Genomic DNA, 21,329 nt, shown 5'->3' on the forward strand with positions numbered 1-21,329 from the left:
ATGCGCCGACTGCTGTGTGTTGCGGTACTTGCCTTTAGCGCCCTGCCCGCCTGGGCGGACAGCTACCTGACGCGCCAGTTGAATCACCCGGTGCCCGGAGGCGTCGCGGTGGTGGACCTTGGCACTGAGGGTGTTACGCCACAGGCGTCGCTGGCAGGTAAACCGGTGCTCGTGGTGAAAGAGCAGGACACCTGGCGAGCCGTTGTTGGTATCCCTTTGAAAACCCCGGCCGGCCCACTAGCGCTCCAGGTTCGGCAGGCCGGTAATGTGCGTAATGTGCCCTTCACGGTCGGCAGCAAAACCTACCCCGAACAACGGATCACGCTGAAAAACAAACGGCAGGTGAACCCCGAACCTCAAGACCTCACCCGTATCGACAAGGAACTGGCCGAGCAGAACCGGGCCTATGCCAGCTTCAGCCCAGCGACACCCAGTAACCTGCTGTTGGACAAGCCTGTAAATGGCCCACTGTCGAGTCGCTTTGGCGTACGCCGTTTCTTCAATGGCGAAGAACGCAACCCTCACGCAGGCCTGGACTTCGCTGTACCAGCCGGCACGCCCATCAAGGCGCCCGCTGCAGGCAAGGTCATCTTGGTAGGCAACTACTTCTTCAATGGCAATACCGTGTTTGTCGACCATGGCCAGGGCTTTATAAGCATGTTCTGCCATATGTCCAAGATCGATGTCAGCCTGGGCCAGGTGCTTGCGCGGGGCGCGGTGGTGGGGCGCGTAGGGAGTACCGGCAGGGCAACCGGGCCCCACATGCATTGGAATATCAGCTTGAATGATGCGCGGGTTGATCCTGCGATCTTTATTGGTATGCCTTGAAAACGAACTGGTCCAGATTAAGCAGATCAGGCCTTTGAACCTGACGGTTTGCCAGGAGTACCGGAAACTTACATGCCTGTATGCTTAGAGAAAAGCTACTCATAGGCCACCCCATGCTAATGCTTACCGACTCAGCCAATACCCTAAGCAGCACTATTCCCTCGCCTCATGAACGTTATCGGCACCGTTTGACCCCCTGGGGTTTTATGTCCATTGGCCCAAGCGGTCCAGGCCTGCATGGTGAATGGCGTGAATCAGGTTCTCGATACCTGATGGGCAATGGGTACCGCCTGTATCAGCCAACGCTTATGCGCTTTGCGTCCCCTGACAGCCTGAGCCCCTTTGGAAAAGGCGGATTAAACGCTTACGCCTTTTGCTTGGGCGATCCCGTTAACGCGACTGATCCCACTGGGCATATGGTACTTCCTTTAAAGGCTATAACACGCTCATTGGACGAGGTCATTGAAGCGGCCCGCGACATCGCCGTGCATCTGGACCCTTCGAGCACACTTGCGCTGAGCTCTGCCTCCCGCTCATGGAAAGCTGCACTAGGTGTGGAGCGAGCATCTGCTATGCGTGCAGGGCAATACGCACGGCATGCGCCCGCCCTTGCCGAAACTTTTGTCTTGTCTCGACTCACCGACGGTGATGTACCCAGTGAGGTGCTATTGCATTCGTGGGGATACAGGACTGCGGGGATACCTCATGACACGAAGGAGTATTTGCTCGGGAAAGATACTGGCTTCCAAAATCAGGCTAGCGCTTTGAACCGCTTAGAAATAATGCACAATGTTCTTAAACAGGAGTTCCCGATTACCCAAACCAACGAGGGAAGGCTGGGCTATGCAGTCATGCTAACGCGATCACACCGACGCATGATTTCTACTGTTCAGCACCACACGCGTCAACCGAAGTTCTGGTTCAATCAGTTACCGTCGCTCCGCTGATCTCAACGCTGTTGCTATGCCAAAAGCATGTGCGAGCCAATTGATCTCAAGCCAGCTCTCCTTCTTGGCAGCGGCATGACAATACAATACGGACCAAAGCGCGCTGAGTCAGGCGCAGAAAATGCCAATTTTTTAGAGATCGACAAAGTTTTTTTGCTTCCAGCGGCCTGATCAGCGTTTTTATACCAATCTTTTTCGGCCGCTTGCGATATTCCCCTGCAATGGTTAGGGTTCTAGCCATGAATAACCCATGCACCCATATTCTGCTGCGCCAGCACCTGACCTTGAACCTGGTCAGCTTCCGACTGCCGGGCTGAATCGCTGCGCCTTGACTCTTTAAACGACTGTATTCAGAAGCCAAGCAGGCCTATTGCCGCTGCCGCAAAAGGATTAGCCCCATGACCATGCTCAAAGACCCGTCCAGCAAATACCGCGCGTTCCCTATTATCGACCTGCCCGACCGTACCTGGCCTTCAAAGGCCATCACCGAAGCGCCCATCTGGTGCAGCTCGGACCTGCGGGACGGCAACCAGTCGCTGATCGAACCCATGGACGCCGAGAAAAAGCTGCGGTTCTGGAAAACCCTGGTCAAGGTCGGCGTAAAAGAAATCGAAGCGGCCTTCCCATCGGCATCGCAGACTGATTTCGACTTCATCCGTACCCTGATCGAAGATGGCCACGTGCCCGAGGACACCACCATTCAAGTGCTGACCCAGGCCCGTGAAGACCTGATCGCGCGTACGTTCGAATCCCTGCGTGGTGCCAAGAAAGCCATCGTGCACCTGTACAACGCCACCTGCCCTTCTTTCCGCCGCATTGTGTTCAACCAGGACAAGGCCGGTGTGAAGGAAATCGCTGTCAGCGCGGCAAAGCTGTTCGTGAAATACGCCGCCCAGCAACCGGACACTCAGTGGACCTTCCAGTATTCACCAGAAACTTTCAGTGCCACCGAGCTGGAATTCGCCAAGGAAGTGTGTGATGCGGTGATCGAGGTCTGGAACCCAACGCCTGAGCACAAAATTATCCTTAACCTGCCCGCCACGGTGGAAGTGTCCACACCCAACGTGTACGCCGACCAGATCGAGTGGTTCTGCCGCAACGTAAACCGTCGGGATAGCGTGCTAATCAGCCTGCATACCCACAATGACCGCGGCACCGGCGTGGCAGCGACTGAGCTGGGCCTTATGGCGGGTGCCGACCGCGTCGAAGGCTGCCTGTTTGGCAATGGCGAACGTACCGGCAACGTGGACTTGGTTACCTTAGGCCTGAACCTCTATACCCAGGGCATCAACCCCCAACTTGACTTTTCGGACATCGATGGCGTGCGCAAGGTGGTCGAAGAATGCAATCAATTGCCTGTTCACCCGCGCCACCCCTACGTGGGCGACCTGGTACACACTGCATTCTCCGGTTCCCACCAAGACGCTATCCGTAAAGGCCTTACCCAGCAGCAGGAAGGCGCTGTATGGGAAGTACCGTACCTGCCAATCGACCCTGCCGATATTGGCCGCAGCTACGAAGCGGTTATTCGCGTGAATAGCCAGTCGGGCAAGGGTGGGATCACCTACCTGCTGGAACAGGAATACGGCATCAGCCTGCCACGCCGCATGCAGATCGAGTTCAGCCAGGTGGTACAGGGCGAAACCGACCGCCTGGGCCTGGAAATGACGGCCGAGCAAATTTACAAGCTGTTGCAGAAGGAATACCTGCAGGCCAACCTCCCCTACGCGCTGGTGAGCCACCGGTTAACCGAGGAGAACGGTAACAGCCAGGTGTTCGTGGAAATCAGCAGCGACGGTGAAACCCTGCACTGGAAAGGCAAAGGCAACGGCGCGCTGGAAGCCTTGGTGGGCTGCCTGCCCGTGGCTGTGGAAATCATGGACTACAACGAGCACGCCATCAGTTCCGGCACCAATGCCAAGGCGGCGGCCTACATCGAGCTGCGCGTGGCCGGTGAACGGCCGGTGCATGGCATAGGGATAGACGAAAACATCACTACGGCCAGTTTCAAGGCGTTGTTCAGCGCCTTGAACCGTTCGCTAAGCCAGCGGGCGGCACAGGCAGCATAAGCAACACACCCACGGCATTGGCCTCGTAGGAGTAGGCGCTAGCCTGCGAACATTCATTTCGCCCGCTGCGCAGGCTCCCACACCGGCCGCTGCCCTGGACACACCCACGGCATTGGCCTTGTGGGAGTAGGCGCCAGCCTGCGAACATTCATTTCGCCCGCTGCGCAGGTTCTCACACAGGCCTCTGCCATGAACACACCCACGGCAGTGGCTTCGTGGGAATAGGTGCCAGCCTGCGAACATCCATTTCGCCCGCTGCGCAGGCTCCCACACAGGCCTCTGCCCTGGACACACCCACGGCATTGGACTAGTGGGAGTAGGCGCTAGCCTGCGAACATTCATTTCGCCCGCTGCGCAGGCTCCCACACAGGCCGCTGCCCTGGACACACCCACGGCATTGGCCTTGTGGGAGTAGGCGCCAGCCTGCGAACATTCATTTCGCCCGCTGCGCAGTCTCCTACATAGGTAAGCGGCCCAAAGCGAGCTCAAACCCATCCGCATCCAAATGAGCAGGGAAGCGGGTACGGTAGGCCGCCAGGTTAGCGCTGCTTAGGCTCACGTGAAACACACCTTCGGCATCGCCCGCGTTGAGCAGCGTTTCACCCTGAAAATCCAGTGCTTGGCTGTCGCCACTGTAGGTATGGCCCTTCCCATCCAAGCCCACCCGGTTGACTGCAGCCACATAGCACAGGTTTTCGATGGCGCGGGCCGGTAGCAAGCGGTTCCAATGCTGGCGACGGGCACCCGGCCAGTTAGCGGTGTACAGCAGCAGGTCTGTGTTCTCGGCATCACGGCTCCACACGGGAAACCGAAGGTCGTAGCAGATCAATGGGCGAATACGCCATCCTTTCAGCTCTAGCCGTACCTGGCGCTCACCTGCTGCGTAGTACTCGTGCTCGCCTGCCATGCGAAACAGGTGGCGCTTGTCGTAATACAGCACAGTACCGTCTGGCCGCGCCCATAACAGGCGGTTCCGATACGTACCGTCCTGGGCCTGGACAATCAGGCTGCCCGTGACCACTGCATTCAGCTGCGCGGCCTGCTCGCATAACCAAGCCTGAGTCGGCCCTTGCTCGGGTTCAGCCAGGGTGGCTGACGCCATTGAAAAACCGGTGGTGAACATCTCCGGCAATATCACCAAGTCTGCGCCCTTTGCCTGCTGCAGCAGCGTTGCAAAGCGCATCAGGTTCGCTTCACGGTCGTGCCAGGCCAGGTTACTTTGTACCAAGGCCAGCTTCAGGTCGGGCAACTCATTCAGATCGCGCATAGTTTCTCCGCAGCTGCCCGCAAGGTCGCTTCTTGCTTGGCAAAGCACAGGCGCACTAGCCGCTGCCCTTCTACAGGTACTTGGTAAAACACTGAAATTGGGATAGTCGCCACGCCATGCTCGCGGGTGAGCCACAAGGCCATGTCCACATCATTCAGGTCTGGCCGAATAGCGCTGTAATCCACGACCTGGAAATAAGTGCCCGGTGTGCGGGTGAAGGTAAAACGCGAACGGTCTAGCAGGTCGCAGAACAGGTCACGCTTGGCTTGGTAAAACGCGGGGAGTTCATCCACGTGTTCCGGGTGGGCAGCCATGTAGTCTGCAAGCCCCCATTGCAGCGGGGTCACGCCACAGAAGTTGACGTACTGATGGATCTTGCGCAACTCGGCGGTCAGCGTTGGCGGTGCGACCACATAACCGGTTTTCCAGCCTGTCACGTGGTAGGTCTTGCCAAAGGAACTGACCACAAAGGCACGCGAGTACAACCCTGGATGGGCCAGTACGCTGGCGTGGCGCACGCCGTCGTACACCAAGTGTTCGTAGACCTCATCACTGATCAGGTACAACCCTCGCGCCTCCACCAATGCGGCAAGGCGGTCCAGGTCCTCGGGGCTGACCAGTGCACCGCTGGGGTTATGGGGGCTGTTGAGCATAATCAGGCGGGTACGCGGGCTCAGCGCAGCCGTTAGCCGGTCCCAATCGATGGCGAAGGTGTCTGGGGTGAACTGCACATGGATACACCGGCCACCGGCCAGCTCCACAGAGGGTTCATAACTGTCATACACCGGGTCAAACACGATCACTTCATCACCGGACCGCACCACCGCCTGCACCGCGCAGAAAATGGCCTCGGTGGCGCCGGGGGTAATGGTGATTTCAGCGTCAGGGTTTACCGAGGCGCCATAGGTGCGGGCAATCTTGGCCGCCACCTGCTCACGCAAGGCCGGCAGGCCGGTCATGGGGGAATACTGGTTGTGCCCGTCCATCACATGCCGCGCCACGGCCTCACGTAGCGCCAGCGGCCCATCGAAATCAGGGAAGCCCTGGCTGAGGTTCAGCGCGCCGGTTTGTGTGGCGAGCTGCGACATGGTGGTGAAGATGGTAGTGCCGACATTCGGCAGTTTGCTGACGATCATCTGGGTCCCCTGGCCTGCGCCCGTGGAGCGGGCGAAGGCGCAGGATAGCCCATCAGCGTTTGTCTTTGCGCTTCTTCTCAGCCTTCTTATGGTGCGACATCAAGCGCCGCTTCTTATTGACCTGGCGGTCAGTGAGCGTGTTCTTGTTGCCCTCGTACGGGTTCTCGCCGCCCTTGTATTCGATACGAATGGGCGTGCCCACCAGCTTCAACACACGGCGGTAGGTATTTTCCAGGAAGCGGGTATACGACTTGGGTACCTTGTCGACCTGGTTACCGTGGATCACGATCAGCGGCGGGTTCGCACCACCTAAGTGGGCGTATCGCAACTTGATCCGGCGACCATTGACCATCGGCGGCTGGTGATCGCCTACGGCGTCTTCCAGGATTTGCGTAAGGCGGCTGGTAGGCCAACGCGTGATGGCAGACTTGAACGCGGCCTGGACCGACCCATACAGGTTCCCGACGCCCGTGCCATGCAAGGCAGAAATGAAATGGATGTCTGCGAAGTCTACGAAGAACAACCGCCGTTGCAGCTCGGTTTTCACATACTCGCGTTCGCCCGGCTCCATACCGTCCCATTTGTTCAGGGCAATCACGATGGCACGCCCGGCTTCCAACGCAAAGCCCAGCAGGTTCAGGTCGTGGTCTACCACACCTTCACGAGCGTCCATCACGAAGATCACCACGTTGGCGTCCTTGATGGCCTGGAGGGTTTTGACGACCGAGAACTTCTCCACCTCTTCATGGATCTTGCCGCGCTTGCGCACACCGGCCGTGTCGATGAAGGTGTACTTGTCCCCATCCCGCTCGAACGGGATGTAGATGCTGTCACGGGTAGTGCCGGGCTCATCGTAGGTGATAACCCGTTCTTCACCCAGCATACGGTTGACCAGGGTGGACTTGCCCACGTTGGGGCGGCCAATGATGGCGATCTTAACGCCATCCTTTTCGCTTGGGCCGGGTATACGAACCGGCTCCTCGCCTTCGGCCACGTCCTGATTGAACTCGTCGTCCACCGGGTCGCGCGGGTACTCGCCTAGCGCGGTTTCGAGCAGCGCGTTCATGCCGCGGCCCTGGGAAGCGGCCACAGGGATCGCGTTACCCATGCCCAAAGGCGCGAATTCCGCCCGGGCCATTTCGGGGTCGATATTGTCGACCTTGTTGGCCACCAGCAGCGAACGCTTGTTCCGCTTGCGCAGGTGCTCGGCAATCATCTGGTCAGCCGCGGTGAAACCAGCGCGGGCATCCACCATGAACATCACCAGGTCGGCTTCTTCAATGGCCAGCAAGGATTGCTCGGCCATTTTTTCATCCATGCCCGCTTCGTCGCCGGTGATACCACCGGTGTCGATCACGATGTAGGTACGGCCCTGCCAGACCGCCTCGCTGTACTGGCGATCGCGGGTGAGGCCAGAGAGGTCGCCCACAATAGCGTCGCGGCTTTTGGTGAGGCGGTTGAACATGGTGGACTTGCCCACGTTAGGGCGGCCCACCAGGGCGATTACGGGAACCATGCGGCTCTCCACGTTGCAATTTCAGAAAGGCAAAGGCCGCTGCGGGGGCAGCGGCCATCAACGAATGCGGGATCACCCCGCGGGCCTGGGGCACCGTGCCCCAAGCATAGCAAGCATTACTTGAGGGTCAGCGCCTCCAGCTTGCCGCTGTTTGCATACACGTACAGCATGTCGCCTACCACCAGCGGACGGGCACGCAAACCGTCACCGTCTATTTTGGTACGGCCTACGAACCGGCCATCTACCTGGCTGAGCAGGTGCAGGTAGCCTTCCATGTCGCCCACGGCCACATAGCTGGAGAACACTTCCGGCGCCGTCAGCTGGCGGCGTGCCAACTGGTCATTGCTCCACAAGGCGGTAGTGGAACGTTCATCGACGCCCTCTACCGTACCCGAGGCCTCGGCCACATACACACTGCCAAAACCTTGGGCCACGCCTGCGTAGCTGGACGCATCACGCTGCCACAGCACCCGGCCGCTTTCCAGTTCCAGCCCGGCCATGCGGCCTTGGTAGGTGGACACGTACAGCGTGCCGCCCGACAGCAGCAGGCCGCCGTCGATATCCACTACCCGGTCCAGCTCCGAACGCCCCTGAGGGATCGCCACACGGGTTTCCCAAACGGGAGTGCCGTTTCGAATGTCCAGTGCAACCACCTTGCCAGTGGACAAACCTGCCACGGCTAGCTGATTGGTGACCAGCGGCGCGCTGGTGCCACGCAATGTGAGGACGGCCGGGGTGCTGTCATACACCCACAACTGGTTGCCATTGCTGGCATCCAGGCCTACCAGGCGGTCGTCCTGGGTCTGGATAACGACCACGTTACCGTTGGTAGCAGGCGGTGCCAGCACCTCGGCTTTCACATGGGCACGCCAGCGCTCTTCACCGTTGGCTGCGTCCAGCGCCACGATGTCACCGCGCAGGGTGCCGAACATGACCATACCACTGCCCACGCCCACGGCGCCGGAAATGGGCATTTCCATGTCCTTTTTCCACTGCACGTTGCCGTTCATGCGGTCCATGGCCTTGATAATGCCTTGGGTGTCCGCCGCATAGATCGTGTTGCTCTCTACTGCTGGCACCAGCATGTTGTAGGTCTTGCCTTGGCCATCGCCAATGGACTCGCTCCACACTTTGCTCAAGGTAACTTCTTCCTTGAAGTCGGTCAGCTCTGCGGGAGGCAATTCCTTGTTGCTGTTGCTGCTGCAGCCGACGACCGTTACGGCCAGGGCCAGCAATACCGCCTGTTTCCATCGAATCACGTCACGCATCCCCTTTGGCCAGGTCATCCAGCTTGAGTTGGAGGTCGCCTACGGCGGCATCGTCGGCCAGTGCGGCCTTGGCCTTGCGGTACGCTGCAGCGGCGTCATCGGCGCGGCCCAGTTTTACCAGCAGGTCGCCACGCAACTCCTCACGGCTGGCCACAAAGGCTTTGTCAGCCTCGCCATCGAGCAGTTTGAGCGCGTCCTCGGCCTTGCCTTGGGCTGCCAGCACTTGCGACAGCCGCTCCCGGGCGACCTCGCCCAAGGCCGCATCGGCCGGCTTGTCGATCACAGCCTGCAACTGGCCAGCCGCTGCGTCTGGCCGGCCGGCGTCTGCATTCACTTTGGCCTGGAACAGCTTGCCATACTGGGCGTAAGCGGTGCCGGCGTAGTTCTTGTCCAGTTCGCCGGCCAGGTAATCCACCTTGGCCTGCTCCGGCTTGCCGCCTGGCACCAGGACTGTTTCAAGCAGCTGCTGGTAAAGGTTCGACGCCCCTTGAGCCTGGCTGCCTTGGTACTTCTGCCAACCCTGCCAGCCAAAGACCACGACCAGCGCGATCAGGCCGCCAGTCACCAAGGGCTTGCCGTTGCGCTGCCACCAGTCCTTCAACTGGACGACCTGTTCATCATCGCTACCCGACACCCCAATACTCCTGTGTTTTATAAACGTCACGCCCAAGGGGGCAGTTGATCAGGCCTGCAAGGCGCTGGCGAGATGCTCGGCCAGCGCGCCCCAGGCAACATTCTGTTGTTCGCCCTGGCCGCGCAGGGGTTTGAACCCTATCACCTCCTGGGCCAGCTCGTCCTCCCCCAGCACCAGGGCAAAGAGCGCGCCGCTTTTGTCAGCCTTCTTGAACTGACTCTTGAAACTGCCGCTACCTGCATTCACCTGTAGCCGCAAGCCTGGAACCTGATCACGTAGCTGTTCGGACAAGGTAAGCGCTGCCAGCTCGGCCGCTTCGCCAATGGCACAGAGGTAGACGTCCACTTGGCGCGCCAGCGCCTCGGGCACCTGCTCCAGGGTTTCCAGCAGCAGGATCAACCGCTCGATCCCCATGGCGAACCCTACGCCTGGCGTGGGCTTGCCGCCCATCTGCTCCACCAGGCCATCGTAACGGCCGCCGGCACAGACGGTGCCCTGCGCCCCAAGCTTGTCGGTTGTCCACTCGAATACGGTCTTGGAGTAGTAGTCCAGGCCACGTACCAGTTTGGGATTTATCACATAGGGAATACCCGCTGCGTCCAGGCGTGCTTTCAGCCCATCGAAGTGCACACGGGATTCGTCGTCCAGGTAGTCGGCCAGCTTGGGCGCATCGCCCAGCAACGCCTGGGTTTGAGGCGCCTTGCTGTCGAGAATGCGCAGAGGGTTGCTCTTGAGGCGGCGCTGGCTGTCTTCGTCCAGCTGCTCCAGGCGTTCGGACAGGAACGCGACCAACGCATCCCGATAGCGTGCCCGTGCTTCGCTGGTGCCCAGGCTGTTGAGCTCCAGGGTCACGGCATCGCGGATGCCCAAGGCACCCCACAGGCGCCAAGTGAGCAGTATGAGTTCCGCATCGATGTCCGGCCCGGCCAGGTTGAACACCTCAACACCGATCTGGTGAAACTGGCGGTAACGCCCCTTCTGTGGGCGTTCATGGCGGAACATGGGGCCGATGTACCACAGCTTCTGTGGCTGGCCACTGCCTGTGATGCCATGCTCGAGAACGGCACGTACACACGCGGCCGTACCTTCTGGGCGCAAGGTCAGAGAATCACCATTGCGGTCTTCGAAGGTATACATCTCCTTTTCGACGATGTCGGTCACTTCGCCAATGGAGCGCTTGAACAGCTCGGTGAATTCAACGATAGGCATGCGAATCTGGCGGTAGCCATAGCCATCGAGCAGGCCCGCCACGGTGCCTTCGAAATAGCGCCACAGGGGCGTCTGCTCGGGCAGGATGTCATTCATGCCACGAATGGCTTGCAGAGACTTTGTCACGGTGTGTCCTTAACGAATTGATTAGCCGCGGGCGATCAGCGCCGCATCGGCCTCGGCTTTTTCCGCCGCCTTGTGGCGAATCAGCCGCTCCAGCTGCTCTACCAGGTTGTCATTGGTCAGCTTCTGCGCAGGCTTGCCATCGATGTAGACCAGGTTAGGTGTACCCCCCGTCAGCCCGATGTGGGCTTCCTTGGCTTCGCCGGGCCCATTCACCACGCACCCGATAACCGCCACGTCCATGGGAACCAGCAGGTCCTCCAGCCGCCCTTCGAGTTCGTTCATGGTTTTCACCACGTCGAAGTTCTGACGTGAACAGCTGGGGCACGCGATGAAGTTGATGCCACGCGAACGCAGGCGCAACGACTTGAGAATGTCGTAGCCGACCTTCACCTCTTCCACTGGGTCTGCTGCCAGGGAAATACGGATGGTGTCGCCAATGCCATCCATCAGCAGCATGCCTAGCCCTACCGAGGACTTCACCGTACCGGAACGCAGCCCGCCCGCCTCGGTGATGCCCAAGTGGAGGGGCTGAACGATCTGCGTCGCCAGCTGGCGGTAGGCCGCTACGGCCATGAACACGTCAGAGGCCTTCACACTGACTTTGAAGTCCTGAAAATCCAGGCGGTCCAAGTGCTCCACATGACGCAAGGCAGACTCTACCAAGGCCTCTGGCGTGGGCTCGCCGTATTTCTTCTGGAGGTCTTTTTCCAGAGAACCGGCGTTCACGCCAATACGAATGGGAATACCCCGGTCACGGGCGGCATCCACAACCGCGCGCACACGGTCTTCACGGCCAATGTTGCCAGGGTTGATCCGCAGGCAGTCCACGCCCAGCTCCGCCACCCGCAAGGCAATGCGGTAATCGAAGTGGATGTCTGCCACCAAAGGAACGTTCACAAGCTGCTTGATTTTCCCGAAGGCCTCAGCGGCGTCCATATCCGGCACGGACACGCGCACGATATCGGCGCCTGCTTCTTCCAACCGAGCGATCTGGGCGACAGTGGACAGCACGTCCAGGGTGTCTGTATTGGTCATGCTTTGCACCGCGATGGGTGCGTCGCCGCCTACTGGAACAGCGCCTACCCAGATCTTCCGGGATTCGCGACGTTTGATGGGTGATTCGCCGTGCATGGTGTTATTGCCCCAGTTTCAGGCGAGCGGTTTCGCCCGAGGTGAAGGGTGCCACATTGACGGCTGCGCCGTTATAAGTGACCTGTGCGCCACGGGCAAAGCCCAGGCGTACTTGAAAAGGTGGCTTGCCGCTGACGTCCAGGCTGTCACCCTTGCGCTTGAGGCCGCTCGTCAGCACCTTGCCCGTAGCGTCTGTTACCTGGGTCCAGCAGTCAGCGACAAACTGTATCTGCACTTGGCCCTGGCCAGCAGCAGGTACGGTGGGCTGGGAGGTTGCTGCAGCACTTGGCGCGGTACCCGGCACGGTACCCGGCGCGGTAGCAGGTACAGCCGGCTGCGCGATGGCGGGTGCAGAGGCCGTGGCTGCTGGCGTGGATGAATGGGTGGTAGCCAGTGGCGGCGCTGTTGGGGTTGCAGCAGGCGCAGAAGCGGAACCCGCCGTTGAACCTGTACTCGACGCCACGGGCGCCTCTGAAGTGGAGGTATCCGGCGCAGGTGCTACCTGGCTATCGCTTACCGCACGGTCTTCAGGCTCATCGATAGGGTGGATTTGCGTCGTGCCGTCGGCGCTCTCCACCTCAACGTGCTCCATGGCCGTACCGGCCTGGTCCCGCCCGCGGGAAGCGTTTTGGTCCTGCCACCAGAGGAAGCCGCCGCCAATCACCAGCACCAAAAGCAACAGGCTCACGATACGCAGAATGTTATGAGACAGCCGCACCGGCTCCTCGATGCGCCCTAGCCCATGCACGTCGGCGCCTTGGGCATTTGTACCGGTGTAATGGTCAAAGGCCTGGACGAGGGGCGTTTGGTCCATGCCCAGCAGCTTGGCATAGGCGCGAATGTAGCCCCGCGAGAATGTATGCCCTGGCAGCCGTTCGAAAGCGCCAGACTCCAGATTGGTCAGAGAGGTAGTGGTGAGGTTCAGCCGCGCGGCGACTTCCTGCAACGACCAGTTTCTGCTTTCACGGGCCTGTCGCAAGGTTTCGCCGGGGTTGGTGCGAGCCGCTGCTGCTACTTCGGGATGCGCCGCTTTCATCTTTGCTCCGACAGGTATTGCTGATATTCCGGCGTACCGGGATAGAGTCTTTTCAATTGCAGACCATAACTGGCCGCCCGGTTCTTGTCGTCAAATAGCTTGGCCAGCCGCGTACCTAATAACAAACTGCGCGCATTCTGCTCGCTCAGTTGGCTGAAGCGCTCATAGTAATCCCGTGCAGGCACATATTGCTGTGCCTCATAGGACAACTGAGCCATTTCAAGCAACGCGCGAGGTTGCTGGCGGTTCAACCGTAAAGCCCTGTCCAGCAATTGCCGGGCTTCATCCTTGTTACCTAGCATCAATGCCGTGATCCCCATGTTTTCGAACACCCTGGAGCGTTCAGGGTAGAGGGCATCGGCAGACGCCTGCTGGAATTTTTCGTAAGCGTCCTTGTAGCGTTTTTGCGCGTATAAAAAACCACCGTAGTTGTTCAATATGCGCGCATCACCGGGGCGGGAGGACAATGCCTTGCCAAACTGTTCCTCGGCAAGGGCCGTTTCACCCTCGGCCTGGAACACCAGCGCCAGGGCTGCGCTTGCATCGGCATTGCTGCTGTCCAGTTCAAGCGCCTTCTTGAGCGGAACCTTGGCGCGCTCGGTATCGCCCTGCTGCAGGTAGCCTAGCCCCAACTGGATATAAGCATCGCGTGCCTGCTCCCGCCCCTGGCGGGTATCCATGGGGTTCACCTTGCCTGTGGTCACACAGCCAGTGAGCACCAGCAACAGGAAAATCAGAGGTGCGCTGCGCAAGGTCATCGAGTTCCTCTCTAGGTTGCGCTCAGGGGCGGCTAACGTTGGCCGACAGCGCCTCGGCGCCAGCTTCCAGCTGACGCACTGCAATATAACGCTCGCTACGGCGAGTACGGTCCATCACCTGCCCTACCAACTGGCCGCAGGCCGCATCGATATCCTCACCACGGGTGGTGCGCACCGTTACGTTGAAACCCGCATGGTGCAGGGCATCCTGGAAGCGCCGGATAGCGTTGTTGCTGGGGCGTTCATAACCCGAGTGAGGGAACGGGTTGAACGGAATGAGGTTGACCTTGCATGGCACATTGCGCAGCAGCTCGATCATCTGCTCGGCATGCTCAGGGCGATCATTCACGTCTTTGAGCAAGGTGTACTCGATGGTCAGCACCCGCTTCTCGCCCAGCGCGGACATGTACCGCTGGCAGGATTCGAGCAGCATGGCGAGGGGGTACTTCTTGTTGATCGGCACCAGCTCGTTGCGCAAGGCATCATTCGGCGCATGCAACGACAAGGCCAGCGACACGTCGATGTGCTTGGCAAGCTCGTCGATCATGGGGACCACGCCCGAGGTGGACAAGGTGACCCGGCGCTTGGAGATGCCATAGCCGAAGTCGTCCATCATCAGGTGCATGGCCGCTATGACGTTATCGAAGTTCAGCAGCGGCTCGCCCATGCCCATCATCACCACGTTGGTGATGGCACGGTCCACAGTGGCCGGGATGCTGCCGAAGGATTTATTGGCGATCCACACCTGGCCGATCACTTCGGCGGCGGTGAGGTTGCTGTTGAAACCTTGCTTGCCGGTAGAGCAGAAGCTGCAATCCAGCGCACAACCCGCCTGGGAAGACACGCACAGGGTGCCACGCTTGCCCTGGGGGATGTAGACGGTTTCCACACAGCTGCCCGACGCCACACGCACTACCCACTTGCGCGTGCCATCGGAAGAAATATCTTCGCTGACCACTTCCGGGCCGCGAATTTCGGCACAGGCCTTGAGCTTGGCGCGCAGCACCTTGCCGAAATCGGTCATGGCGTCGAAGTGGTCGACGCCAAAGTGGTGAATCCATTTCATCGCCTGACCGGCGCGGAAGCGCTTTTCCCCGAGTGAATCGAAGAACTGTTCCATTTCCTGGCGGGTAAGGCCCAGCAGGTTGATTTTGTCGGCTGACGTTGTCATGAATTCACCCTTCACTCCTAAGCGATGCTTAGCGAGTGGTTACCTCGGTAGCAGCGAAGAAGTAAGCGATTTCGCGAGCAGCAGCGGCTTCGGAGTCCGAGCCGTGAACAGCGTTGGCGTCGATGGAGTCTGCGAAATCAGCGCGAATGGTGCCGGCGTCGGCTTTCTTCGGATCGGTTGCGCCCATCAGTTCGCGATTCTTGGCAATGGCGTTCTCGCCTTCCAGCACCTGAACAACAACTGGGCCGGAGGTCATGAAGGCGACCAGGTCACCGAAGAAGCCGCGCTCGCTGTGCTCAGCGTAGAAGCCTTCGGCCTCAGCCTTGGACAGCTGCTTGAGCTTGGACGCTACAACGCGCAGGCCAGCGTCTTCGAAGCGTGTGGTGATCTTGCCGATGACATTCTTTTTAACGGCATCAGGCTTGATGATGGAGAAGGTACGTTGAACAGCCATGTGACACTCCAGAAACAATGAGTTAAGCAAAAATAAAACCCGCGAATTATACGCGGGTTTGGAGGTATTTCCTAACCACGGAATATTTCAATCCGCTTCTTCAATCCAGTGCGCCTGGATCGCTTCGAGTACCTTCTCGCCGGAGCGGTTGGGGTCATCGTCGAATTCAGGCAGGGCCATCACCCACTCCCGCAAGCGCGGAAAGCTGACGGTAGCAGGGTTTACGTCTGGCCGCGCCTCGGCCAACTGAATGGCGATTTCCTGCACGTCCACCCATTTCAGGCTCATAGGTACGCTCCTGCTCAGTGCGGCGCTTCGGCCGCATGGTTGAGGGAGTACTTCGGAATCTCAATGGTCAGGTCCTGGTCTGCCACGATCACCTGGCAGCCGAGGCGAGACTGCGCTTCCAGGCCCCAGGCCTTGTCGAGCATGTCTTCTTCCATCTCGTCGGCCTCAGCCAGCGAGCTGAAGCCCTTGCGTACGACGCAATGACAGGTGGTGCAGGCACATACGCCACCACAGGCGCTTTCCATCTCGATATGGTGCTCGTGAGCAAGCTCAAGAATATTAGTGCCCGCAGGCACTTCTACCACCAGCCCATTGGGGCAAAATTTTTCATGCGGCAGGAATTCAACCCTGGGCATCGGTTACTCCTCGATCTCATTCAGGTTGCGCCCGGCCAGTGCGGCTTTGACCGTCGAATCAAGGCGACGGGCGGCAAAGGCATCGGTCACTTGCGACAGACGCCGTGTCTGCTGCTCGATGGCGGGGCCATCGGTGCCGTTCATCAAATCACGCAGTTCCTGCATCTGGTAGTCGATGGCTATACGCTCATCGGCGTCCAGCAGCCGCTCACCGTCGGCGTCCAGGGCACCCTGCACGGCTTCAAGCAAACGCTCGGCATCGACCTGGTGCTCGCGTAGCTGGCGGGCCTGCTTGTCGTCGCCAGCATACTGGAACGAATCCTTGAGCATGCGGGCGACTTCATCGTCCGTCAGGCCATACGAAGGCTTGACCTGAATGCTGGATTCTACGCCAGAGGCCAGCTCGCGGGCAGACACATCAAGCAGGCCGTCTGCGTCCACCTGGAAGGTCACGCGAATTTTTGCAGCCCCTGCCACCATGGGTGGAATGCCCCGTAGCTCGAACCGCGCCAGCGAACGGCAATCGCTCACCAACTCGCGCTCGCCCTGGAGCACATGGATCACCATGGCCGACTGGCCATCCTTGTAGGTGGTGAATTCCTGTGCCCGGGCTACGGGAATGGTGGTGTTGCGTGGGATCACCTTCTCCATCAACCCGCCCATGGTCTCCAGGCCCAGCGACAGCGGGATCACGTCCAGCAGCAACAAGGCTTCGCCGTCGCGCTGGTTACCTGCCAGCGTATCGGCCTGGATGGCTGCGCCAATGGCCACCACCTGATCAGGGTCAATGGTGGTCAGCGGCTCGCGCCCAAACAAGTGGCCCACAGCCTGGCGTACGCGAGGCACCCGAGTGGAGCCACCCACCATGACTACGGCACCAATCTCTTCAAGCTCCACGCCCGAATCACGCACGGCGCGCCGACAGGCTTTAAGGCTGCGCGCCAGCAGGGGCTCGATCAGGGCTTCGAAGCCTACGCGCGTCAGTTCACCAGACCAGCCACCATAGGCCAGCGTTACTACGTCTGAAGCACTCAGGGCTTCTTTTGCCGCACATGCTGCCTGCAACAATTCGCGCTGCGCTGCGGGAGCCAGGTCGGCCGATAACCCGGCACTTTCCAGCACCCAGGTCGCGATGGCGTGATCGAAATCATCGCCGCCCAAGGCGCTATCTCCGCCCGTGGCCAGCACTTCGAACACTCCGCGGGACAAACGCAGGATGGAGATATCGAACGTGCCCCCGCCCAGGTCATAGATGGCAACCAGGCCTTCAGCCTGTTGGTCCAGGCCGTAGGCCACCGCGGCAGCCGTGGGCTCATTCAGCAGGCGCAGTACATTAAGGCCAGCCAAGCGAGCAGCATCCTTGGTGGCTTGGCGCTGTGCATCGTCGAAGTAGGCCGGCACGGTGATCACTGCACCCACCAGGTCCCCGCCCAAGCTGGCTTCGGCCCGTATACGGAGGGTGCGCAGAATCTCGGCAGACACTTCCACTGGGCTTTTCGGCCCTTGTACCGTTTCAATGAACGGCATGTGGGACTCGCCCTGGCTGAAGCGATACGGCAGTTGCTCACCCAACTGATGAACATCGGCGATGCCACGGCCCATCAGGCGCTTCACGGAAACGATGGTATTGAACGGATCGGTAGCAGCGGCCTGCCGTGCAGTGGCACCTACCTCCACGCGCTCAGCGTGATAGCGCACGGCGGAAGGCAGAATGACGTTACCCTGCGCATCAGGCAGGGTTTCGGACAGGCCGCTGCGCAAGGCGGCAACCAATGAGTTGGTAGTTCCCAGGTCTATCCCCACCGCCAGCCTGCGCTGGTGCGGCTGAGGACTGAGGCCGGGTTCGGCGATCTGCAATAAAGCCATGCTTGTCTTTTTTCAGGCGTGCGACCGTAGCGGCACAGGTTAATCGTCGAGGCGTTCTTCGAGCTGGCGCACTTCCTGGGCAAGCTTGTCCAGAAACTGCATACGGCGCATCAGGCGCTCGGCCTGCTCGCGCTGCTCAGGCTGGTCCCAGCAGGCGGCGAAGTCGCTGTCCAATGCGGCTTGTGCAGCTTTGAGGCGCTGCTTGAAGCGAGCCACACCTTCAAGGTCGGCAGCATCCTGCAGGTCTTCCAGCTCTTCGCGCCATTGCATCTGCTGCAGGAGAAAGTCCGGGTCATGCACGGTCACTTCCTGCGGCACCTCTTGCCCGCTGACCGCCAGCAAGTAGCGAGCACGGCGGGGGGCGCTCTTGAGGGTCTGGTAGGCCTCGTTCAACGCCGCCGACTTCTCTAGCGCCTGGCGCTGTTCAGCAGCGGGGGCATCGGCGAAGCGGTCAGGGTGGACACCTCTGGCCAGCTCACGATAGCGAGCAGCCAGTTGATCCAGGTCCAGCCTGAAGGCCGGCTTGAGGTCGAACAATGCAAAATGACAGAGCGTACCCACAAGCAACCTCAGATGTTGAAGCTTTCGCCGCAGCCACATTCGCCACGCACGTTAGGGTTGTTGAACTTGAAGCCTTCGTTCAACCCTTCGCGAACGAAGTCCAGCTCAGTGCCGTCGAGGTACACCAGGCTCTTGGGATCGATGATCACCTTTACGCCGTGGCTTTCGAACACTTCATCCTCAGAGGCCGTTTCGTCAACGAACTCCAGAACGTAAGCCAACCCCGAGCAACCGGTGGTACGAACGCCCAGGCGGATGCCCTCGCCCTTCCCGCGCCCGTCAAGGGAGCGGCGAACGTGGTTGGCGGCGGCTTCTGTCATGCTGATGGCCATTGGAACTCCTGGTATGCAAACGCGTTTCGAGCGAGTTAAAGCAGGCCTTTCTTCTGCTTGTAATCCCGGACGGCCGCCTTGATAGCGTCCTCGGCCAGCACTGAGCAGTGGATTTTCACCGGCGGCAGGGCCAGCTCTTCAGCCAATTGAGTGTTCTTGATGGTCTCGGCTTCGTCCAAGGTCTTGCCCTTCATCCACTCGGTAGCAAGGGAGCTGGAAGCAATGGCGGAACCGCAGCCGTAGGTCTTGAACTTGGCGTCTTCGATAACACCCTGCTCGTTGACCTTGATCTGCAAACGCATCACGTCACCACAGGCCGGGGCGCCGACCATGCCGGTGCCCACATCCGGGTCTTCGGCATTCATTTTGCCAACGTTGCGTGGGTTTTCGTAGTGGTCGATAACCTTTTCGCTGTAAGCCATGTCAGGTACTCCTCATCAATTCATCAAAGGCCGCTCTGGTGGCGGCCTTGCTAATCAGTGTGCGGCCCACTCGATTTTCGAGATGTCGACACCGTCCTTGTACATGTCCCACAGCGGCGACAGGGAACGCAGTTTCGTGACGGCCTCGCACACCTTGGCGGCTGCGTAATCGACGTCCTCTTCAGTGGTGAAGCGGCCGAACGTGAAGCGAATGGAGCTGTGTGCCAACTCGTCGTTACGGCCCAGTGCCCGCAGCACGTAGGACGGTTCCAGCGAAGCGGAGGTGCACGCCGAGCCAGACGAGACCGCCAGGTCCTTGAGCGCCATGATCAGCGACTCGCCTTCAACATAGTTGAAGCTCAGGTTCAGGTTGTGCGGCACACGGGCGTACGAGCTGCCATTGATGTACAGCTCTTCAAGGTGTTCGACCTGCTTGAAGAAGCGATCGCTCAATGCTTTTACATGCTCGCGATCCTTCACCATATCGACCTTGGCAAGGCGGAACGCTTCGCCCATGCCCACGATCTGGTGAGTGGCCAGGGTACCGGAACGCATGCCGCGCTCATGGCCACCGCCGTGCATTTGCGCTTCCAGGCGTACCCGAGGCTTGCGGCTGACGTAAAGCGCGCCGATACCCTTGGGGCCATAGGTTTTGTGGGCCGAGAACGACATCAGGTCCACTTTCAGCGCTTGCAGGTCGATTTCCACCTTGCCGGTGGATTGGGCTGCGTCCACATGGAACAGCACTCCGCGCGACCGGGTGACTTCGCCGATGGCGGCGATATCGTTGACCGTGCCAATTTCGTTGTTCACGTGCATCACCGACACCAGGATGGTGTCATCGCGCAGCGCGCCTTCAACCATGGCAGCTGTGATCAGGCCATCATCGCCGGGCTCCAGGTACGTGACCTCAAAGCCTTCGCGCTCGAGCTGGCGGGTAGTGTCCAACACCGCTTTGTGCTCGATCTTAGTGGTGATCAGGTGCTTACCCTTGCTGGCGTAGAAGTGAGCAGCACCTTTGATGGCCAGGTTGTCGGATTCGGTTGCGCCGGAGGTCCACACGATTTCGCGCGGGTCGGCGTTGACCAGGTCCGCCACTTGGCGACGGGCATTTTCCACCGCCTCTTCAGCCTTCCAGCCGAACACATGGGAGCGCGACGCCGGGTTACCGAAGTTCGTCTCCATGGTGAGGCAGTCGATCATCTTCTCGGCAACGCGAGGGTCGACAGGGGTGGTTGCAGAATAATCCAGGTAAATCGGCAATTTCATCGGGAATCTCCTAATCAGGCGCGCTCCGCTCTACGGCGGTCAGTCGACGGCAGAGGTTTCTATCTTTTCGAGAACGGGCTTGTCCGGCATCGCAGCCTGGGTGCCACAGCGGCGCTGGTCTTGTCGCAGCGCCACTTCCTGGACCTCACGGCGAGTTACCAGGTCAGCAAGGCTGATGCCGCTGAGAAATTCATGGATCTGCTGGCTAAGGTCACACCACAAGTGGTGGGTAAGGCAGGTATCACCGGCATGGCAATCGCCCAGCCCCTGGCAGCGCGTAGCATCGACGGATTCATTGACCGCATCGATGACCTGCGCAACCTGAATGCCCTGCATGTCCCGAGATAACTGATAACCGCCGCCTGGCCCGCGAACGCTGGACACCAGGTTGCCACGGCGAAGCTTGGCGAACAGCTGCTCGAGGTACGAGAGAGAAATACCTTGGCGCTCGGAAATATCGGCCAGGGACACCGGCCCCCGCTGCGCATGCAACGCCAGATCCAGCATGGCGGTCACGGCGTATCGGCCTTTGGTTGTCAGTCGCACGGTTGGGTTACCACGGTTTGCGAATAGGGACGCGATGGGGCAAGTATGCGATTCCCGAGTATTTAAGTCAACTATAAGACCTAGTAAATTACTCGGGATTAGCGGGAAAGCGGCGACGGATAGTAGCATAACAATGCAC

Annotated in this window: 21 protein-coding genes and 1 pseudogene; 3 read left to right on the forward strand and 19 right to left on the reverse strand. The window is 59.8% G+C overall.

What is annotated here, in order from left to right; all coding sequences use genetic code 11:
- The 3 genes and pseudogenes from HBH25_RS13515 to leuA all read left to right on the forward strand — a co-directional run bounded on the left by HBH25_RS13515 (position 1) and on the right by leuA (position 3,844).
- Positions 1 to 828 (forward strand): peptidoglycan DD-metalloendopeptidase family protein, encoded by an 828-nt coding sequence (locus tag HBH25_RS13515; protein ID WP_168084438.1) that lies wholly within the window; start codon positions 1 to 3, stop codon positions 826 to 828.
- A 227-nt stretch (positions 829 to 1,055) separates the two neighbouring features.
- Positions 1,056 to 1,244: pseudogene (locus HBH25_RS23340) on the forward strand (RHS repeat-associated core domain-containing protein); the annotation flags it as partial.
- A gap of 929 nt (positions 1,245 to 2,173) precedes the next feature.
- The gene (gene leuA / locus HBH25_RS13525; RefSeq protein ID WP_168084439.1) at positions 2,174 to 3,844 is read left to right on the forward strand and encodes a 2-isopropylmalate synthase; all 1,671 of its coding nucleotides are present in this window, start codon (positions 2,174 to 2,176) and stop codon (positions 3,842 to 3,844) included.
- Positions 3,845 to 4,301: 457 nt separating this feature from the next.
- On the opposite strand, the gene HBH25_RS13530 is transcribed toward leuA, so the two are convergent.
- The 19 genes from HBH25_RS13530 to iscR all read right to left on the reverse strand — a co-directional run bounded on the left by HBH25_RS13530 (position 4,302) and on the right by iscR (position 21,190).
- Positions 4,302 to 5,111 (reverse strand): amidohydrolase, encoded by an 810-nt coding sequence (locus HBH25_RS13530; RefSeq protein WP_168084440.1) that lies wholly within the window; start codon positions 5,109 to 5,111, stop codon positions 4,302 to 4,304.
- Positions 5,099 to 6,247, reverse strand: coding sequence for a pyridoxal phosphate-dependent aminotransferase (locus HBH25_RS13535; RefSeq protein ID WP_168084441.1), 1,149 nt, complete (start codon positions 6,245 to 6,247; stop codon positions 5,099 to 5,101). Before HBH25_RS13535 ends, HBH25_RS13530 begins: the two co-directional genes overlap by 13 nt.
- A gap of 52 nt (positions 6,248 to 6,299) precedes the next feature.
- Entirely contained in the window at positions 6,300 to 7,763 is a 1,464-nt protein-coding gene (gene der, locus HBH25_RS13540; RefSeq protein ID WP_168084442.1) for a ribosome biogenesis GTPase Der, read from the reverse strand.
- Between the two features lie 116 nt (positions 7,764 to 7,879).
- Positions 7,880 to 9,031 (reverse strand): outer membrane protein assembly factor BamB, encoded by a 1,152-nt coding sequence (bamB, locus tag HBH25_RS13545; protein WP_168084443.1) that lies wholly within the window; start codon positions 9,029 to 9,031, stop codon positions 7,880 to 7,882.
- A complete protein-coding gene (locus HBH25_RS13550) occupies positions 9,024 to 9,665 on the reverse strand; it encodes a YfgM family protein (RefSeq protein ID WP_168084444.1) in 642 nt (213 codons plus the stop codon). The genes bamB and HBH25_RS13550 overlap by 8 nt, the downstream gene beginning before the upstream one ends.
- Before the next feature lie 48 nt (positions 9,666 to 9,713).
- Entirely contained in the window at positions 9,714 to 11,000 is a 1,287-nt protein-coding gene (gene hisS, locus HBH25_RS13555) for a histidine--tRNA ligase (RefSeq protein ID WP_168084445.1), read from the reverse strand.
- Between the two features lie 21 nt (positions 11,001 to 11,021).
- Complete coding sequence (gene ispG / locus HBH25_RS13560) at positions 11,022 to 12,131, reverse strand: flavodoxin-dependent (E)-4-hydroxy-3-methylbut-2-enyl-diphosphate synthase (protein ID WP_168084446.1); 1,110 nt, start codon at positions 12,129 to 12,131, stop codon at positions 11,022 to 11,024.
- Between the two features lie 4 nt (positions 12,132 to 12,135).
- Entirely contained in the window at positions 12,136 to 13,167 is a 1,032-nt protein-coding gene (locus HBH25_RS13565) for a RodZ domain-containing protein (protein ID WP_168084447.1), read from the reverse strand.
- Positions 13,164 to 13,925: a type IV pilus biogenesis/stability protein PilW gene (pilW, locus tag HBH25_RS13570; RefSeq protein ID WP_168084448.1), complete on the reverse strand. Its 762-nt coding sequence runs from the start codon at positions 13,923 to 13,925 to the stop codon at positions 13,164 to 13,166. The genes HBH25_RS13565 and pilW overlap by 4 nt, the downstream gene beginning before the upstream one ends.
- A gap of 22 nt (positions 13,926 to 13,947) precedes the next feature.
- Positions 13,948 to 15,096: a dual-specificity RNA methyltransferase RlmN gene (rlmN, locus tag HBH25_RS13575; RefSeq protein ID WP_168084449.1), complete on the reverse strand. Its 1,149-nt coding sequence runs from the start codon at positions 15,094 to 15,096 to the stop codon at positions 13,948 to 13,950.
- Between the two features lie 28 nt (positions 15,097 to 15,124).
- Complete coding sequence (gene ndk, locus HBH25_RS13580; protein ID WP_168084450.1) at positions 15,125 to 15,550, reverse strand: nucleoside-diphosphate kinase; 426 nt, start codon at positions 15,548 to 15,550, stop codon at positions 15,125 to 15,127.
- Between the two features lie 87 nt (positions 15,551 to 15,637).
- Positions 15,638 to 15,838, reverse strand: coding sequence for a Fe-S cluster assembly protein IscX (iscX, locus tag HBH25_RS13585; RefSeq protein WP_168084451.1), 201 nt, complete (start codon positions 15,836 to 15,838; stop codon positions 15,638 to 15,640).
- A 14-nt stretch (positions 15,839 to 15,852) separates the two neighbouring features.
- Positions 15,853 to 16,194, reverse strand: coding sequence for an ISC system 2Fe-2S type ferredoxin (gene fdx / locus HBH25_RS13590; RefSeq protein WP_168084452.1), 342 nt, complete (start codon positions 16,192 to 16,194; stop codon positions 15,853 to 15,855).
- Positions 16,195 to 16,197: 3 nt separating this feature from the next.
- Positions 16,198 to 18,060, reverse strand: coding sequence for a Fe-S protein assembly chaperone HscA (hscA, locus tag HBH25_RS13595; protein ID WP_168084453.1), 1,863 nt, complete (start codon positions 18,058 to 18,060; stop codon positions 16,198 to 16,200).
- A 39-nt stretch (positions 18,061 to 18,099) separates the two neighbouring features.
- Complete coding sequence (hscB, locus tag HBH25_RS13600; protein ID WP_168084454.1) at positions 18,100 to 18,621, reverse strand: co-chaperone HscB; 522 nt, start codon at positions 18,619 to 18,621, stop codon at positions 18,100 to 18,102.
- An 8-nt stretch (positions 18,622 to 18,629) separates the two neighbouring features.
- Complete coding sequence (iscA, locus tag HBH25_RS13605) at positions 18,630 to 18,953, reverse strand: iron-sulfur cluster assembly protein IscA (RefSeq protein WP_168084455.1); 324 nt, start codon at positions 18,951 to 18,953, stop codon at positions 18,630 to 18,632.
- A gap of 35 nt (positions 18,954 to 18,988) precedes the next feature.
- Entirely contained in the window at positions 18,989 to 19,375 is a 387-nt protein-coding gene (iscU, locus tag HBH25_RS13610; protein WP_002552476.1) for a Fe-S cluster assembly scaffold IscU, read from the reverse strand.
- Positions 19,376 to 19,429: 54 nt separating this feature from the next.
- A complete protein-coding gene (locus HBH25_RS13615; RefSeq protein ID WP_168084456.1) occupies positions 19,430 to 20,644 on the reverse strand; it encodes an IscS subfamily cysteine desulfurase in 1,215 nt (404 codons plus the stop codon).
- A 39-nt stretch (positions 20,645 to 20,683) separates the two neighbouring features.
- Positions 20,684 to 21,190, reverse strand: a complete 507-nt coding sequence (gene iscR / locus HBH25_RS13620) for a Fe-S cluster assembly transcriptional regulator IscR (RefSeq protein WP_168084457.1) — start codon at positions 21,188 to 21,190, stop codon at positions 20,684 to 20,686.
- Positions 21,191 to 21,329 lie beyond the last annotated feature (139 nt).

The sequence above is a fragment of the Pseudomonas quercus genome (assembly GCF_012033695.1).
GTDB classification, from domain to species: Bacteria; Pseudomonadota; Gammaproteobacteria; order Pseudomonadales; family Pseudomonadaceae; genus Aquipseudomonas; species Aquipseudomonas quercus.